9 protein-coding genes are annotated in these 17,452 nt (G+C 72.6%); 5 read left to right on the top strand and 4 right to left on the bottom strand.

Annotated elements, in window-relative coordinates; translation table 11 throughout:
* Window positions 1-206: 206 nt before the first annotated feature.
* Together lhgD and JK363_RS04710 are read right to left on the bottom strand one after the other, a co-directional pair.
* On the bottom strand, window positions 207-1,421 hold the full coding sequence (gene lhgD / locus JK363_RS04715) for an L-2-hydroxyglutarate dehydrogenase (RefSeq protein WP_201871734.1): 1,215 nt from the start codon (window positions 1,419-1,421) through the stop codon (window positions 207-209).
* Between the two features lie 111 nt (window positions 1,422-1,532).
* Window positions 1,533-2,984, bottom strand: a complete 1,452-nt coding sequence (locus tag JK363_RS04710; protein WP_201871733.1) for an NsdA family TPR-like regulatory protein — start codon at window positions 2,982-2,984, stop codon at window positions 1,533-1,535.
* A 1,012-nt stretch (window positions 2,985-3,996) separates the two neighbouring features.
* Between JK363_RS04710 and JK363_RS04705 the strand changes: the two genes are divergently transcribed.
* Both JK363_RS04705 and JK363_RS04700 read left to right on the top strand, forming a co-directional pair.
* Window positions 3,997-6,081 (top strand): asparagine synthase-related protein, encoded by a 2,085-nt coding sequence (locus JK363_RS04705; RefSeq protein WP_201871732.1) that lies wholly within the window; start codon window positions 3,997-3,999, stop codon window positions 6,079-6,081.
* A 352-nt stretch (window positions 6,082-6,433) separates the two neighbouring features.
* Window positions 6,434-10,150, top strand: coding sequence for an AfsR/SARP family transcriptional regulator (locus JK363_RS04700; protein WP_307821640.1), 3,717 nt, complete (start codon window positions 6,434-6,436; stop codon window positions 10,148-10,150).
* Between the two features lie 423 nt (window positions 10,151-10,573).
* Here JK363_RS04700 and JK363_RS04695 read toward each other — a convergent pair whose 3' ends face one another.
* A complete protein-coding gene (locus JK363_RS04695) occupies window positions 10,574-11,326 on the bottom strand; it encodes a TetR/AcrR family transcriptional regulator (protein WP_201871730.1) in 753 nt (250 codons plus the stop codon).
* A 369-nt stretch (window positions 11,327-11,695) separates the two neighbouring features.
* Here JK363_RS04695 and JK363_RS04690 point away from each other — a divergent pair, with 369 nt between their 5' ends.
* Together JK363_RS04690 and JK363_RS04685 are read left to right on the top strand one after the other, a co-directional pair.
* Window positions 11,696-13,003, top strand: coding sequence for an NAD(P)/FAD-dependent oxidoreductase (locus JK363_RS04690; RefSeq protein WP_236075597.1), 1,308 nt, complete (start codon window positions 11,696-11,698; stop codon window positions 13,001-13,003).
* Between the two features lie 234 nt (window positions 13,004-13,237).
* Window positions 13,238-15,154, top strand: coding sequence for an ATP-binding SpoIIE family protein phosphatase (locus JK363_RS04685; protein WP_201871726.1), 1,917 nt, complete (start codon window positions 13,238-13,240; stop codon window positions 15,152-15,154).
* An 81-nt stretch (window positions 15,155-15,235) separates the two neighbouring features.
* Here JK363_RS04685 and JK363_RS04680 read toward each other — a convergent pair whose 3' ends face one another.
* Complete coding sequence (locus tag JK363_RS04680) at window positions 15,236-16,561, bottom strand: MFS transporter (RefSeq protein WP_201872514.1); 1,326 nt, start codon at window positions 16,559-16,561, stop codon at window positions 15,236-15,238.
* Between the two features lie 168 nt (window positions 16,562-16,729).
* On the opposite strand from JK363_RS04680, the gene JK363_RS04675 reads away from it, so the two are divergent.
* On the top strand, window positions 16,730-17,281 hold the full coding sequence (locus JK363_RS04675) for a MarR family winged helix-turn-helix transcriptional regulator (protein ID WP_201871724.1): 552 nt from the start codon (window positions 16,730-16,732) through the stop codon (window positions 17,279-17,281).
* Window positions 17,282-17,452 lie beyond the last annotated feature (171 nt).

The raw sequence follows: 17,452 nt of genomic DNA, 5'->3' as shown, positions 1-17,452 counted from the left end.
TCCAACGACAGGCGCCGGGGCACCGGGGCCGTTCAGCCATGGGGTCGGGGCGCGGCGAGTACCCCTCACGGGCCGGAACGGCACGTGTGCGCACCGCGCCTGAACGGCATGTGCGCGTCATCACATCGCCCCGGCCGTGGGGAAGCCCACAGCCCGTCGTCCCTCCGGGAGTGACGGCGGCACTCGGTCCCGTTACGTCACTACGGTCACCCCGCCCGCAGCGTGTCCAGCACCCGTCGGGCCACCTCGCGTCCGATCGGCAGTGAGGCCGTCGCCGCCGGGGAGGGGGCGTTGAGCACATGGACGACGCGGGGTGACTCCGAGATCAGGAAGTCGTCCACCAGGGTGCCGTCACGCAGCACCGCCTGGGCGCGCACTCCCGCCGGGGCCTCCGTCAGGTCGTCGGCGGTCACATCCGGCAGCAGCCGGCGGACGGCGTCGGTGAAGGCGCGCTTGGACAGCGAGCGGTGCAGCTCACCCGCTCCGTACCGCCAGTGGCGACGGGCTATCCGCCAGGAGCCCGGATAGGCCAGGGTGCCCGCCAGCTCCGCCGGGCGCACCGTGTGCCAGGCGTAGCCCTCCCGGGCGAGCGCGGGCACCGCGTTGGGCCCGATGTGGATGCCGCCGTCGATGCCGCGGGTGAGATGGACGCCGAGGAACGGGAACGCCGGGTCGGGTACGGGGTACACCAGGCCGTTGACCAGGGACGCGCGGTCGGGCACCAGCTCGTAGTACTCACCGCGGAAGGGCACGATCCGCATCCCGGGGTCGTCACCGGCCAGCCGGGCGACCCGGTCGCAGTGCAGCCCCGCGCAGTTGACCAGGGCGCGGGCGCGCAGCACCGTGCCGTCCGCCGTGCGCACCGCGACCGCCGAGGGGCGCCGCCCGATGGTGCGCACCTCGGCTCCGTACCGCACCGAGGCGCCCGCGTCCCGCGCGAGGCGGGCCAGCCGGGCCGCGACCGCCGCGAAGTCGCACACGCCCGTGGTGCCCACATGGATCGCCGCCAGACCGCGCACCCACGGCTCGTACTCCGTGATCTGGGCGGGGCCCAGCTCGCGCACCGGAATGCCGTTCTCCCGGCCGCGCTGGACCAGGGCGTGCAGCCGGGGCAGCTCCGACCGCTCGGTGGCGACGATCAGCTTGCCGGTCACCTCATGGGCGATGCCGTGCTCGGCGCAGAACTTCACCATCTCCGCCGCGCCGCGCACCGCGAACCGCGCCTTCAGCGAGTCCGGCCGGTAGTAGATCCCGCTGTGGATCACGCCGCTGTTCCGCCCGGTCTGGTGGCGAGCCGGACCGGCCTCCTTCTCCAGCACGGTCACCCGCGTGCCGGGCGCGGCACGCGTGAGCGCATACGCCGTCGACAGGCCGACGATGCCGCCCCCGATCACCAGTACGTCGCAGTCCAACGCCGTCACGTCATGCACCTCCCCAGACGCCGCACCGTCCAGTCACCCGACCGTCGATCCCTATCATGACCTGCGCCACCGACATCGGCCGGAAACCCCTGTCAGGGCCCCGGCCACGGCTCACGCCGGAGCCACCAGCAGCGGCCGGGCCTGCTCGCGCAGCTCGGCGACGCGTGGTTCGTCCCGAAATGCCTCGAGGCGGTTCATCAGGTCGCGTACGTACTCCGTGGTGCGGGCGGAGGAGATGCGGTTGGCGACCTCCACCGCGCGGGCGCCGGCGGCGCAGGCCGCGTCCAGGTTCCCGGACTCCAGTTCGGCCACGGCGGAGACGACGAGCCGCAGCCCGTGGGAGCGTACGAACTCCTCCGTCGGCCGGGCGAGTGCCTGCTCGGTGAAGCGCCGCACCTGGCGGGGCAGCCGGAGGTCGCGGTAGCACTCGGCGGCGTCGGCGGCGAACCGCTCCGCGCTGTAGAAGTCGAGCCAGGAGGGGTCGGGGTCGCCCGCCCGCGCCCGCTCCAGCCAGCCCTCGGCGGACTTCAGCGCCGCGCCGCAGGCGGGGCCGTCGCCGGACTTGGCCTGGGCACGGGCCTCGACGAGGCGGAAGAAGCTCATGGTGCGGGCGGTGGCCAGACCGCGATTGCGCTCCAGGGCGGCCTGGGCGAGGTCCACACCCTCGTCGGCGAAGCCCCTGTAGGTGGCCTGGAGGCTCATGGACGCCAGGACATACCCGCCCAGGGGGACATCGGCGGCGGCGCGCGCCAGGCGCAGCGCCTGGATGTAGTACCGCTGCGCGGCCTCCTGCTGGCCGGTGTCGAAGGCCATCCACCCGGCGAGCCGGGTCAGTTCGGCGGTGGCGCCGAAGAGCGAGCGGCCGACCTCGTCGCTGTACGAGCCGAGCAGCAGCGGCGCCGCGTCCACCCGCAGGCACTCGGGGACCATGGACGAACGCCAGTCACCACCGCCGTACTTGGAGTCCCAGCGGCGCGCGTCCTCGGCGGCCTCGCGCAGTTTGGTGACATCACTGTGGCCGACACGCTGCGGTAATGCCTCGGTGCTCGCGCCGTTGGTGGTGCTTGTCGCGGGTTCGGCGTCCTCGGGCTCGCGCGCCACCGAGCTGTCGGCGGGAGATATGAGCCAGCGGGACGCGGGTGTGGCGTATGCGCTGACGGCGAAGGAACCGGCCAGACTCTGCCAGATACCGACACCTCCGCGCCGACCCGCGAGATCCAGCCGGTACAACTCGGTCGCGGAGCGGACGGCCTGGCCGATGTCGCGCGGGAAGGCGAGCCCCACTTCGGGAGCCGGATCGGCATCGGCGAGACCGATCTCGTGCAGGGGGACGGGGCGGCCGAGTTTGCTGCCGATCGCAGCAGCAATCAGATGGGGCGCGGCGCCCTGGGGGACCATGCCCTTGGACACCCACCGCGCCACGGACGTCTTGTCGTAGCGAAGCGTCAGGCCACGCTGGGCGCCGAGGTCGTTGACTCTGCGCGCGAGCCCGGCATTGCTGATCCCAGCGAGGGCGAGAACGGTGCCGAGCTTTTCGTTCGGCCCGCGTGGCTCCCTGGACATGCGCACCCCTCGACAGCACCGACGGCCGCCCCGGCATAAGCACGGGGCATTCGTAAACCCAGCGTAGTTCGCCGCATCCCGACCGTTAAGAGGTGGTGTCCCGGATGGCGAGATTCTTGTACGAACGGGCGTGCAGGGCGGTTCGCGTGCTCCGGCTGTGTGTGGCTGTGCGCCCGTGTGTGCGCTCTGTCTCAGTCGCGGCCAGGACGTTTCGATGGGTCCTGCGTGGGTCGGCCCGCTGTACTGGATCCAGTGGGCTGGGGGACGCCGCCGCCTCATTCCCCGCGGGTGGCGGATTGGTCCGGGAGGCGAACAGCGCCTCCCGGACTGTCGTGTTGACCGACGGCGGGACGGGCGAGTGGAGGGTGAGCGACGAAGGACCGGGTCAGTACAGGGCATCCGCAAGGGCGTTGAGAGAGCCATCGCAACTTTGGCTGAATAGCGCCCATCGATGCCCACCGGTGTTCATCAGCAGCACCCGCCACGGTCCGTCATCGCGCGCCAACACCCGTCCCCGTCAACGACGTCCACCACGGACCGGGTTTCCCGTGTCGGGCCGCGGAGGGGGAGGCCCGACGCGGGACGGCCCTGTCCCGCACCGACCCGCATACCGGAAGCTGCTTTCCGTGGACGGCAGTTGAGGCCGCGATTGACTCCAGGGGCGCGCTCGTCACCGCACCGGGTCCGCGCTCGCGCTCGCGTGCCTTCGCACACTCGTCGGCGTCCTTGCGCTCTTGTACGGCTCAACCGTGGCAGCATGGGCCACGGCGGAACGGTGCGTCGCGACCGGCGGTGTTCCCTCATGGACTCCTCAGGGATGCCGGGGGAGGCCCTGACATGGGAAGCACACCGCGCGTGATCAACCCTGGTGATTCCTGCGGTCATCCGTGGTCACTGGACATCCAGGAGATCCGCGTAGTTGTCCGGTTCGATGCCGAAACCGTCAACATGCTGTGCATGATGGCACCTACTTCTTGGTTGCCCTGGATGCCCACAGCCTGTGGAGGCGGCGATGCGGTGGTTGGTGGGGTGGAGCAGTACCGCATCCGGCCCGGTCCCCCCGGAAGGCCGTGCGATCCAACCGGTCGGCGCCCACCTGCTGTGGGCCGACCCCGATCCGCTGTGGGCGGTCGGCGACTGGCGCCCCGACGAGGTGCGCGTCGTCCAGGCCGACCCCTTCACCCGGCTCGCCGTCTTCGGCTGCTGCGGCGCCTCCGACGAGGAGCTGCGGGTGGGCCTGTTCGCCGCCCGCGGCGGCGCCCTGCGCCATCTCACCGCCTGGCCCGGCAGTTACACCGCCGTCGCCCAGGTCGGCCGCCGCGTCACCATCGCCGGTGATCTGGCGGGCGCCCGGCCCGTCTTCCATACCGACTGGGCGGGCGGCACCGCCTACGCCACCGCCGCCCTCCCGCTCGCCGACCTCATCGAGGCGCAGCTCGACGTCAGTCACCTCGGCGCGCTCCTGGCCTGCCCCGACTCCCCGGAGGCTGTCGGCGAGAGCACGCCCTACAGAGGCGTCAGACGCGTCCCCCCGGGCCATGCGCTGATCCTGCGTGACGGCGCCCGCGACGTCACCGGCTACGAACCCACCGCCTCGCTCGCCGTCGCCGCGCCCCAACTCGACCAGGACAAGGCCGTGGACGGCGTCCGGGACGCCCTGGTGGAGGCGGTACGGGCCCGGCTCACCGCACCCCGCCACGCCCCCGAGACCGGCGGCCTCGACCCCGGCCCCGTCCCCGGCATGGGCCCGGCCGAACGCCGTGCCGCACGCGGCGGCCCGGCCCCCGGCATCGGCGCCGATCTGTCCGGAGGCAGTGCCTCCGCAACCCTCGCCCTGCTCGCCGCCGGACTCCCCGGGATGCCCGGCACTCTGCTCGGACACGGCACCGAGGCGGGCGAACGCCTCCTGGCCGTCACCTTCAACGACCTCGCCACGGCAGGCGGGGCCCGCGTCCGTGAGGCGGAGTTGGAGCGCGCCGGAACCATCGCCGCCAACCCGCGGCTGCACCATGTGGTCGTCGCCGCGGGCGAGGAAGCCCTGCCCTACGCCGCGCTCGACAGCGGCGCGCTCACCGACGAGCCCGGTCCCTCCCTCGTCATCGCCGAACGCCACCGGCGCCGGCTCGCCGCGGGCAGCGCCGACCATTTTGTCGGCCATGGTGCCCGCCAAGTGCTCGACGCCCACCCCGCGCGCCTCGCCGACCTGCTGCTCGACCGCCGCAGACGCCATCTGTTGCGTCCGGCGACCGCGCTCGCCAAGGCCGACGGGCCCTCGGCCCACTCCTTCTTCGTCCCGTTCACCGTGTACCGCGCGGCGCGCAGGCTGGCCCGTACGTCCTATAGGGAGGGCGTCGAGGAAGCCGCCGCGCGACTGCTGGAGCGCCGCTTCACCGATGACCAGGTGCCCGGTGGCCCCGGCGCCGTCTCCGCCTCCCTCGCCGCCCTCACCTGGTGCCGCCCCGGCCCCGCGGCCCGTTGGCTGACCGGAGAGGCACTGGCGGAAGTCTCTGTCCGGCTGGTGGAAGCGGCCGTGCGCCCCGTCCTGCTGCGCCGCCCGGGGGAGCGCCGCGCCGACGCCGCTCTCGCCCGCTACGCCGCGGATCACCGCGTCTTCGAGCAGGCGGCGGAGGTCCGCAGCCAGCGTCTGCACGCGCCCTTCCTCGACAACCAGGTCGTACGGGCCTGCCGCGCGCTCCCCGAAGCGCTTCGAGTGCAACCGGGGGCGCGCGCCGCCGTCCTGCGCGCGGTCCTCGACGGAACCGGCATCCGGGACCTCCCCACCGGGTGGGGCGCCACCTCCCACGCCGCCCACACCGCCGCCGTACGCACCGGTATGCGCACCTGGGTCGGCGATCTGCTGGCCCTCTTCGACGCGCCGCTGCTGGCCGACGCGGGCCTGATCGAGGCCCGCGTCGTCCGCAAGGCGCTGCGCGCCGCGTCCCAGGGCGAGCGGCTGCCCCTGGACGGCCTGGCCGAACTCGTCTCCACCGAGGTGTGGTTGCGGCGGCTGGTCTCCCGCCGCGGCACCTGCTGGACGGGCACGGCGGCCCCGCGACAGCGCGCGGTGGCGGGCGGAGTGCCGCGACCGAGCCTGTGACGGGCGGCGGGCGCCGCCCTCGGCAACCCCGGCCCTCGGCAACCCCGGCCCGCGGTGTCCTGGGGCAAGGGCCCGGCCCACGGCGTTCCGGCTGCCGATGCCGCCCGCCCTGCGGGTAATTGGGGTGCGGGGTCGGGGACCGGGGGTGTTGGGTGGGTGGTTTGGGTGCGAGGTGCGGGCACGGGTGGTGCGGGCGGTCCGGGCGGCCTTGCGGTTGAGCGGCTCAGCGGCCGTCGCGGCGTTCCCGTCCGGGCAACGGGCGGCTGCGACGCTGTGGCCCACCCCACATCGCCCGCGCACGCTCCCGCCCGTCATCCCGCTCCGCGATCGGCAACCTAGGAGAATGGCCCCCGTGCGGTATCTGATCCTCGGCACCAGCGAAGCGCGCGACGCACAGGGGAACACCCTGCCCCTCGGCGGTCCGCGGATCCGCGCGCTGCTCGCCGCGCTCGCCCTCCGCGCCGCACGCTCCGCACCGGTCCCGGTCGACGTCCTCATCGACGAGGTGTGGGCCGACGAACCCCCGCACGACGCGCCCGCCGCGCTCCAGGCGCTCGTCGGCCGGCTCCGCCGAGCCATCGGCAAGGACGCCGTCGCCTCCTCGCCCGGGGGCTATCGCCTCGTCACGGCCACCCCCCACGACGACGTCGACCTGCTGCGCTTCGAGCGGCTGACCCAGGACGGCGGACGTGCCCTGGACGCCGACGACTCCGGTACGGCCGCCACCGCCCTCCGTCAGGCGCTCGCCCTGTGGCGCGGCCCCGCCCTCGCGGACCTCCCGGACCGGGACGCGGTCGCCGCCCGTCCCGAGGCGCTCCGGCTGACCGCCCTGCGCCGCCGGATCGACGCCGACCTCGCGCTCGGCCATGCCGTGGACCTGATACCCGAGCTGCGGGAACTGGTCGCGGACCACCCGCTGGACGAAACGTTCCACGCGCAGCTGATCCGGGCACTGCGCGCGGGCGGTCACCATGCCGACGCCCTCACGGCGTACGAGCAGGTGCGCCGGGTCCTCGCCGACCGGCTCGGCACGGACCCGGGCGCGGAGCTGAAGGAGCTCCACCGGCAGTTGCTGCTCACGGACGGCAGACCCGGCGCCCGGCAATCCCGTGTCACGAGCAACGCCGAGCACGCACCGGGCGCCGACCGGCAGACCGAGGTCCCGCTGCCCGCCACACCCCCGCTGCCCGCCTCACCCCCGCGGTCGGCCCCATCCCCCGGCCACACCGCCCCGACGCCCCCGCAGAGCAACATCCGGGCCCGTCTCACCAGCTTTGTCGGCCGCGAGAGCGAGATCGGCGCCCTGCGCCAGGACCTGGGCGCCGCACGGCTTGTCACCCTCACCGGCCCCGGCGGGTCCGGTAAGACCCGGCTGTCCGAGGAGATCGCCGCGTCCACGGCGCACGGCTACCCGGACGGTGTGTGGGCGGCCGAACTCGCTCCCCTCGACCACCCCGCGGCCGTCCCCGGCGCCGTGCTGAGCGCGGTCGGCCGCCGTGAGACGGCGCTGCTCGCCTCCGGTCTGGAGGGCCGCACGAGCAGTCCGGACGGAACGGATCCCACCGGCCGCCTCGTCGAGTACTGCGCCGATCGCACCCTGCTGCTCCTGCTCGACAACTGCGAGCACGTCATCGACACCGCGGCGCGGCTCACCGAGACCCTGCTCGCGCACTGCCCGGGCGTGACCGTGCTCGCCACCAGCCGTGAGCCGCTGGGTGTGCCCGGCGAGGTCGTACGGCCCCTGGAACCGCTGCCTCCGATCCCCGCCCACCAGTTGTTCGTGGAACGCGCCGGAAGCGTACGTCCCGGATTCGACCCGGCGGCGGACCCGGCGACGGCGGAGGCGGTCGCCGAGATCTGCCGCCGCCTGGACGGACTGCCGCTCGCGATCGAACTGGCCGCGGCGCGGCTGCGGCTGCTCACCCCGCGCCAGATCGCCGACCGGCTCGATGACCGCTTCCGTCTGCTCACCAGCGGCAGCAGAACCGTCCTGCCGCGTCAGCAGACCCTCAGAGCGGTCGTCGACTGGTCCTGGGAGCTTCTGGATGAGCGGGAACGCACCGTGCTGCGCCGTGCCTCGGTCTTCGCGGGCGGATGGAGTCTGGCGGCGGCGGAGGCGGTGTGCGCGGACGCGCCGCCCGGCGCCGCCGAGCACGACACCGGCGCCGACGCCGTCGGCCACGACGCCGACACCGGCCTGGGCTCCGAGATCGGCGCGTACGCCGACGCACACGCCCCCTCGCGCTCCCATACACACCCCCGCGCAAAGATCGCGCCCCACGACGTTCTGGAACTGCTCGGGGCGCTGGCCGACAAGTCCCTTCTGGTCGTCGACCACCCCACGCACCCGACGGCCACCGATCCGTCCGTCCCGGCGGGCGAGACCCGCTACCGCATGCTGGAGACGATCCACGAATACGCGGCTGAGCGGGGTGTCGAGGACCCGGCAGCCCGCGCCGACCACGCCGCTGCCCTCACCCGTCACACCGCCTGGTTCCGGGACTTCGTCAGCGCCGCCGAGCCACGTCTGCGCTCGGCCGAACAACTGCCATGGCTGCGCCATGTCGAGACCGATCTCGACAACATCCGGGCTGCTCTTCAGCGTTCTCTGACCGCGCGCGACGAGGACAGTCTCTTCGCGATCCTTTTTGCCCTGGGCTGGTTCTGGTGGCTGCGCAACTACCGTGACGAGGGCGCTGCCTGGGCCTATGCCGCCCTGACCCTGGAGAACCTCCCGGACGGCGCGGACTTCCCGGACGGCGCGGACTTCCCGGGCGAGCGGAACGCCGCGGACGAACCGGCTCCGGACGGGGGCCCGAGCCCCGTCCCCGTCGCTGTCCCCGACGGCACGGACGGCATCGACGCGGCAGCCACCCGCTACTGGCAGTTCATGGACCTGCGGCTGCTCTACTTCTTCCTGCTCTCCGAGTACCGCGGACCGGAGATGCACGACGACGAGGCACGGCTCGGAGCCGAGCGGATCCGCGACGCCTACAGCGCCCACCCCGGCCCCCGGACCGCCCGTTTCCCTGGGATGCTGTGGCCGTTTGCCGGTTTTGTCCTCAATGGCCACGCCGCGGTGATGCCGCTGATGGACGACGTGGTGTCCAACTGCCGGGCGTACGGAGACGACTGGGCACTCGGTGTGACGCTCATGTTCCGCACCCATGTGGCGATCGATCTGCCCGGCGGTCTCGAGAACGCCGATGACTACTGGGCCGAGCTGCGCGAACTGAGCGCCCGCGTCGGCGACCGCTGGATGCTCGCCCAGGTGAAGGGCGCATTCGGTGAGATGGCCGGCATCCGCGGCCGGTTCGCCGAGGCACGAGCCGCCTACGAGGAGGCCCAGCGGCTCGCCCGTGAGATCGGCGCGCATACCGAGGTGCCGTTCCTCTACACCCGCCGCGCCGACCTCGCCGTGCAGGAGGGAGACCTCGACGGCGCGATCAAGCTGATCGACCGCTCCGAGGAGGAGGCGGAGCGCTGCGGCTCGGTGGATGTGCGGTCCTTCAACCACCTGCTGCGTGGCATCACGCACCTGATCCTCGGCGATGTGGCCGCGGCCAGGACCTGCTACGACAAGGCGATGCACTGGGCCGAGCGCGGCACTCCGCCACCGCAGTACTGGGTTGTCGCCGGTGGTCTGGGCGGCCGTATCCGCGCGGAGGAGGGTGATCTGCCCGGCGGACTGCGTACGCTGCGCGACGCCCTGGTCCGCGGTGCCGAGGCGCATTGCACGGAGGGGCTGATGGCCCAGCAGACCGAGCACGCGGCGGATGTCCTGACCGGCTGCGGACAGGAACGACTCGCCGCACGGCTGCTGGGAGCGGCCGACAGCTGGCGCGGCCGGCTGCCGCGCTCACCGCAGGGACGGGAGGAGACCGGCCGGACCGCGGCACGGGCCGCCGCGACGCTGGGCACGGAGACGGTGGAGGAACTGCGCGCGGATGGCGCGGCTCTGTCCGCCGAGCAGGTCGTCGCCCTGCTCGACGATGCCCTGGGCCACCTCGGCCACCCCGTGGACACCAGCCCTTCCGACGCCCCGGGCCGGGCCCCGGTCACCGGCTGAGGCGCACTTCGGCCACCGGCCGGGAACACCATCGGCCGCCGGGTCCGGGCGCGGCGGAATTTCCCGGTCGGCGCAGGCTTACGTTCACCCGTACGGGGAAGGCGTGGCGCACGAACCCGAAACCTATGGGCGAACGCGAGACCGTGCGGGCCCCCGACCGCCGGAACCGCCTCGCTCCCGCCGGACGCGGTGACCACACCGCGCACGGCAGTCGGCATTTCCACGGCAGACAGAGCAGACAGCAGACCCCACGCGGGGACCCCAACGCGAACGACCCCGCATCGCGCCGCCCCGTATGACGGCCGGGCACCGGTCGCCCGGCCGTCATACGCCTGAAGCACCGCCTGATGGACGCATCGCGTGGACCCCTCGCGGCCCTGCCGCGCCGCCGCTCCGTGTACCCGAGGCGGCCATGGCGTCACATCACCCGGCAGGGCGCGACCGCAGTCCGTCCAGCAGGATGTCCAGCAGCCGCGCCGACGCCGCGGCCTGGTGCGCCGCGTCCGGCAGCGAGGGCGCCGCCGTGGCGATGACCAGCAGCACATCCGCGACCGTCACATCCGGGCGCAGCTCGCCCGCGGCCCGCGCCCGCTCCACCAGCTGACCGACGACCTCGAGCAGCGCCGCCGCCCCCGCGTCGTCCGGCTCGCCCCGCGGTGCGGGTGGCTGCTCGACCAGCCGCAGCTCCGGCTGCGCGGTGGTGGCCGTGGTGGCCGTGGTGGCCGTGGTGGCTAAGGCCGCCTGCCGCTGCTGCGGCACCCGGATCTCGGTCTCCACATCGACCCCGACCCGCAGCACCTGCGGCGGCAGCAGCCGGCCCGCGCCGGACGCCACCGAGGTGCGCAGGAACCGGGCCAGCGCGGACCACGGCTCGTTCTCCTGCCCCAGCGCCGAGCGCGCCTGATCGGTCAGCCGGGCCGTCTCCTCCTCGGCTATCCGACGCACCAGCACGTCCTTGCTGGGGAACCGCCGGTAGACGGTCCCCACCCCGACCCGGGCCCGCCGCGCCACGTCCTCCATGGGAGCCCCGTATCCCAGCTCCCCGAAGACCTCGCGCGCCGCGCGTAGAACATGCTCGAGATTGCGCTGCGCATCCACGCGCAGCGGAGTGCTCCGGCCCCCGTTCCCGTCCGAAGAAGCGACGGCTGTGGACCATGACGAACCCTGAAGGTGCATAAGTGATCCCCCGGTAATGATGTCTCCCCCCGGAGACTCCCCGCCCAGTCTGCCGGGGCAGTCACAACCCCGACGAAGTACGAACATAGTTGAGCCCCGGTCAAGAAAGAAGGGGGTAGGTCCGGACAGACCGCCCCCCGGTCGGAGCAGCGAACCGCCATTTCCTGCCACTTCGCCCGCGCCCCGCCCCGCGCCCCTGTGCTGACCTGCGTACCTTTCGCACGCCCAGCCGAATTCCGGCCTCCGGTTGCATCCCGCCCTCCGGTCACACAATTCGTCGGGGCTGTGGACAAACTGCGGTTGTGCGTGCCTCATGGGAGGGTGAAGGAACCTGCGCGCATTCTCGTTGTCGGCGGTGGCTACGTCGGGATGTACACCGCGCTGCGCCTCCAGCGGAAGCTGAAGCGAGAGCTGAGGCAAGGCGACGTACAGGTCATCGTGGTCGACCCCGAGCCGTATATGACCTATCAGCCGTTCCTCCCCGAAGCGGCGGCCGGGTCCATCTCTCCGCGCCATGTTGTGGTGCCCCTGCGGCGTGTCCTGCCCGAGTGCAAGGTCGTCATCGGCGAGGCCACCGCGATCCACCACGGCAAACGCGTCGCGACCGTCAGAACCCTCGCCACCGAGGAGGAGGGCACCGGCTCGATCGAGATCCACTACGACGAGCTGGTTCTGGCCCCCGGATCCGTCTCCCGCGCCCTCCCGGTCCCCGGCCTCGCCGAGTTCGGCATCGGCTTCAAGACCGTCGAGGAGGCCATCGGCCTGCGCAACCATGTGCTGGAACAGCTGGACATCGCCTCCTCGACCCGGGATCCCGACGTCCGCGACGCGGCGCTGACCTTCGTGTTCGTCGGCGGCGGATACGCGGGCGTCGAGGCGCTCGGCGAGCTGGAGGACATGGCCCGGTTCGCCGTCCGCTACTACCACAACATCGCGCCCGAGGATCTGAAGTGGATCCTCGTGGAGGCCACCGGAAGGATCCTCCCCGAGGTCGGCGAGGAGATGGGCCAGTACGCGGTCCGCGAGCTGCGCAGCCGCAACATCGACGTACGCCTGGAGACCCGGCTCGACTCGTGCGAGAACCGTGTCGCCGTCCTGAGCGACGGCGCACGCTTCCCCACCCGCACCCTGGTGTGGACCGCGGGTGTCAAACCGCATCCGATCCTGGCCTCCACCGATCTGCCGCGGAACATGCGCGGCCGCCTCACCTGCACCGCGACACTCCAGGTGGACGGTGTGGACCATGCATGGGCGGCCGGGGACGCGGCGGCCGTCCCGGACCGTACGGCGGAGCAGCCCGGCACCGAGTGCGCCCCCAACGCGCAGCACGCCGTACGCCAGGCCAAGGTCCTGGCCGAGAACCTGATCGCCGCCATGCGGGGCCGGCCGCTCCAGGACTACGAGCACAAGTACGTCGGCTCGGTGGCGTCCCTGGGTCTCCACAGAGGTGTCGCGCATGTCTACGGGCGGAAGCTGAAGGGCTATCCGGCCTGGTTCATGCACCGCGTCTACCACCTCAGCCGGGTGCCGACCTTCAACCGTAAGGCACGCGTCCTGGCCGAGTGGATCCTGTCGGGGCTGTTCAAACGGGAGATCGTCTCGCTCGGGTCGCTGGAGAACCCGCGTGCCGAGTTCAAACTCGCCGCGGACACCGGTCGCCATCCCGAAGCCAGTTGATCCCTGCGAGCGGAGCCGGGAACTCCCCTCCCACGATCGGAGTCTGACGGATGTCAGTCCGGTCGGCCACACTGGACGTGTGACCATGGGTGGGCTCGTATCTGCAAAGAGTGACAATCGCGAGGATTCGGAAGTTTGCTGCATTCCCCCGGGGGCCGTCCCCCGTATCCGCACCCATCTCCCCGATCCCGCGCCGGCGCGCTGCTCAGCCACCACCCCGCGAGGTAATCCGCAGTGAACTTCACGCGCTGGAGCGCCCGGCTCCCCCGAACCCAGCGACGCACCGGGTCGCGCGCCGACCGCGGCGCGCGGCGCCCGCAGCCCGCGCCCACGCCGGGCGGCGGCTCCGTCCCCGCGGCCCGGGGCGAACGCGCCGAGCCCGCGGGGCGCGGCGAAGCGTCCCCCGCGGCGGTGGCCGCCCCGCAGGCCGAGGCCCCCGCCGCCGTCCCGACCCTCGACGGACTGTCCGTCCACGACATGCTCGGCCAGGTCCCGGCCCTGGTCGCGGTCGTCTACGGCCCCGACCACCGCATCGCCTACACCAACGACGCCTATGCCGACCTCTTCGGCCGCCGCACGCTCGGCGCGCCTGCCCGCCAGGCCCTGCCCGAGCTGAGGGAGCTGGGTCTGCTGACGCTCATGGACCAGGTCCTGCGCAGCGGCAAGCCCCGTACGGTCAAGTCCCGTCGGGTGCCCGCTGCCGAGTCCGGCGCCGCGCCGGGCTCCGAGCCGGAGGCGGCCGGCGGCGGGCGGTCGCGCCACGGCTACTACACCTTCACCTGCTCCCCGATCGAGATGGCGCTCCCGGCCACCACCGCCCCCGACCGGGCGCCGGTCGCCCAGCCGACCGGGGCCGCACCAGCCGACGGCACACCGGCGGTGGTCCGGACCGGCTCCGACACCACCACCCCGGAGGAGACCACCGCTCCCGAGGAGACCACCGCCCCGGCGACCCCCGTCCGCGGTGTCCTCGTCTTCGGCGCGGACGTCACCGACCAAGTCGAGGCCGCGGAGCGGCTGCGCGCCAGCGAGCGGCTCCAGCGCGAGGCCGCCGTCACTCTCCAGCGCAGCCTGCTCCCCCAGGAGCTGGAGCAGCCCGACGACCTCAGGATCGCCGCCACCTATCAGCCGGGCGGCACGGAAGCCGCCGTGGGCGGCGACTGGTACGACGTCATCACCCTCGGCGCCGGGCGCACCGCGCTGGTCATCGGCGATGTCATGGGCCGCGGTGTGCGAGCCGCCGCCGTCATGGGCCAGCTGCGCACCGCCGTCCGGGCGTACGCCCGGCTGGACCTGCCCCCGCACGAGGTGCTGCAACTCCTCGACGGCCTCGCCGCCGAGATCGACGCCAACCAGATCGCCACCTGCGTCTACGCCGTCCACGACCCCAATGAGGGCCGTCTCGTCTACGCCTCCGCGGGCCATCTGCCGATCCTGGTCCGCGACCCGGACGGCACCGTGCGCCGCGCCGCCGAGCCGACCGGCCCACCGCTCGGCACCGGAGGCTGGCTGCACACCTCCGGCTCCGTCCCGTTCGGCCCCGGAGCCGGCGCCGTCCTCTACACCGACGGTCTGGTCGAGCGCCGCGACAAGGACATCTACGACGGTGTCGCCGCGCTCGAGCGGGTCTTCGCGGGGGCGACCGGCACACCCCAGGTGACGTGCGACCGCCTGATCCGGGCGCTGGGTATCACCGCGGAGCACGACGACGACGTGGCGGTGCTGGTCCTCCAGCACCCCGCCCGCACCGGCCATGACGCGGAGCTCTTCCACAACGCGGCGCTGGAGCTGCTCGGCGGGGTGGAAGCCGCACCGCGCGCCCGCGCCTTCGCCTCCGGCGTCCTGGCCAGCTGGCGCTTCCCCACCGAATTGCGCGATCTGGGCGTGCTGGCCGTCAGCGAGCTGGTCGCCAACTCCCTCCAGCACGGCACCCCTCCGATGCGGCTGCGGCTGCGCCGCACCGACCGCCGCCTGATCATCGAGGTGACGGACGGGGATGATCATCTGCCGCGCCGCCGCCGGGCCGAACCGGTGGACGAGGCCGGGCGTGGGATCTCGATCGTCGCCACCATCGCCTCGTCCTGGGGCTGCCGCCGCACACTGGGCGGCGGCAAGGCGGTGTGGTGCGAATTCGCCCTTCCGACGGGTTAGCGCGAGGGACGGCGGACGAGAAGCGCCCTGGTGGGGAGCTCCCCACCAGGGCGCTGTCGAGGCCGTGGCCCGGCCGGAGCATCAGGCCGCGGCGGCCACCGTCTCGGACGGCTCCTTCGACTCGGTCGACTCCTTACGGGGCGCGGGCACCGCGGCACCGGCGACGATCCGCAGCGGATTGTCCTGCCGGGCGGAGAGCGCGCGGCCCAGCCGCACACCCAGCACCGTGACGCCGAGCGAGCAGAGGATCAGCGACGCGATATACGTCCCGTACAGACCGGCACCGGCCATCAGCCCGCCGACCGCCGGGCCGACCGCCAGCGCAAGCTGCTTCACCAGCGAGAACGCTGAGTTGTACTGCCCGAGCAGGGACGGCGGCGCCAGATCCGCGACCAGCGGAGCGACGGTGGGCGACAGCATCGACTCACCGAGCCCGAAGAGCGCGAACGCCGAGACGATCGCGGCGGTGCCCAGCACCTGGCTCCCCGGGACCAGCCCGGCGGCTCCGGCGACGACCCACGCGGCCGTCCACACCAGGCCGACCAGCGCGATCACCCGGCTGCGCCGCCGCCGCTCGACCAGCTTGAGCACGACGAACTGCGCCAGCACGATGACCGCCGTGTTCGCGGCCAGGGCGACACCCAGCATCGCCGGTGAGACATGGGCGACCTCCACCGCGAACGCCGCCAGCCCGGACTCGAACTGCCCGTAGCAGGCGAAGAACATCACAAACCCCAGCGCACACAGCTGCACCATGGCGCGGTCGCGGAGCAGGGCGCGCCAGCCGCCCTTGGCGTCCACGCTCTCGTCCGTCGGCACCGCGTCCTCGAAGACCGGCGCCTTCGCCAGCCGCACTGTGGCGACCGCCGCACCCAGCACCAGGAACATCAGCGCGTCGATCGCGAAGAGCCGCACAAAGCTGGACGGGGCGGAGGTGTCCACCAGCAGCCCGCCGAACAGCCCGCCGACGCCGAGGCCGAGGTTGCTGAGGAAGAACTGCATGGCGAACGCGCGCGAGCGGGTGACCGTCGTGGAGCACCACACGATCAGCGTGGCCAGGGCGGGCTGAATCACCGCCATACCCGCGCCGAGCACTCCGGCCGCGGCGAGGACCAGCGGCTCACTCGCGGCCAGCCCGAGCCCCATCGATCCGACGGCGGCGGCGACCGCACCCACGACGGCAACAGGCAGCGGTCCCCGCCGGTCGATCACCCGACCGGTGAAGGGCAGCACGACAAGCGCGGCCACCGCGAACGTGGCGAGCACCAGGCCCGCCGTATTCGCACCAAGATCCCGCACCTGCGCCACATAGACGAAGAGGAACGGAACTGTGAAGCCGTTGCCGAACGCGCTCAGCGCGTTGCCCAGCTGGATCCGGCGCAGCGCTGCGCCCATCGCGGTGGTCACACTCACCTACCTAGGTCGAAAAAGGGCCCACGGGGCCCAGGGATGTCGGATGAACAGGGATGAAGCACGGACAGTCGAAGCGTGAAGACTTCGAAGCTAAACTTCAATGCTTAAGAGTACACATCGAAGGACTTCAGCGCCAATGAGTTTCGTGCCATACTGCCCGGCATGCCTGAGACCCCCGAGCCGGACGACCTGCTGAGCCTCGAGGAGCAGATCGCGGTCTACCAGCGCGAATTCCAGGACCTGGACCCCCAGGTGGAGCAGGTGGTCAGCGCCCTCAGCCGACTCAACCGGCGGATGAACGTGGCCTACGGCCGCCAGTCCGCGACCCTCGGCATCAGCAACGCCGAGTGGGAGGTCCTCAAGGCCCTTGTCCTCTCCGGCCCCCCGTACCAGCTCGGCCCCGGCGACCTGGCCAAGCGGCTCGGGCTCACCCCCGCCGCCATGACCCACCGGATCGACCGCATGGTGAACGAGGGGCTTGTCACCCGTGAGCGTGATGAGAGCAATCGGGTCCGGGTCATCGTCGAGCTGACCGCCGACGGCCGGGAGAAGTGGCTGGAGGCAATGCGCCGGGCATCGGTCTTCGAGGAGGACCTGCTCCAGGACCTCTCGAGCGAGGAGAGGGGCGCTCTCGGCGAGATGCTCACCCGGGTGCTGCGCCGGGTGGAGGAGGCCCAACCCGACGCCGGCGGACGGCTGAACGACCTCGACTGAGGCAAACGGCCGACACGGGTTGACACTGCCCAGGCCGATCCGTAATGTTCTCCGAGCTGCCACGGAGCCGTAACGGTTCTCCGGTACGCACTCGAGCCGCACCGGCGGCAAACCACTACTGCACGGCCCCTCATCGGGATGGATTTCGGCATGCCGAAATTCGGATCGAAT

It is taken from the genome of Streptomyces coffeae, assembly GCF_016741875.1.
Taxonomy (GTDB): domain Bacteria; phylum Actinomycetota; class Actinomycetes; order Streptomycetales; family Streptomycetaceae; genus Streptomyces; species Streptomyces coffeae.
The sequence above is the reverse complement of the archived record's forward strand: the minus strand, read 5'-3'. Positions and strand labels throughout refer to the sequence as shown.

Excerpts from the sequence above, each read along its gene's own strand:
- JK363_RS04690 (WP_236075597.1), top strand. The coding sequence starts at position 11,696 with ATGTACACCGCGCTGCGCCTCCAGCGGAAGCTGAAGCGAGAGCTGAGG.
- JK363_RS04705 (WP_201871732.1), top strand. The coding sequence starts at position 3,997 with ATGCGGTGGTTGGTGGGGTGGAGCAGTACCGCATCCGGCCCGGTCCCC.
- JK363_RS04675 (WP_201871724.1), top strand. The coding sequence starts at position 16,730 with ATGCCTGAGACCCCCGAGCCGGACGACCTGCTGAGCCTCGAGGAGCAG.
- JK363_RS04695 (WP_201871730.1), bottom strand. The coding sequence starts at position 11,326 with ATGCACCTTCAGGGTTCGTCATGGTCCACAGCCGTCGCTTCTTCGGAC.
- JK363_RS04710 (WP_201871733.1), bottom strand. The coding sequence starts at position 2,984 with ATGTCCAGGGAGCCACGCGGGCCGAACGAAAAGCTCGGCACCGTTCTC.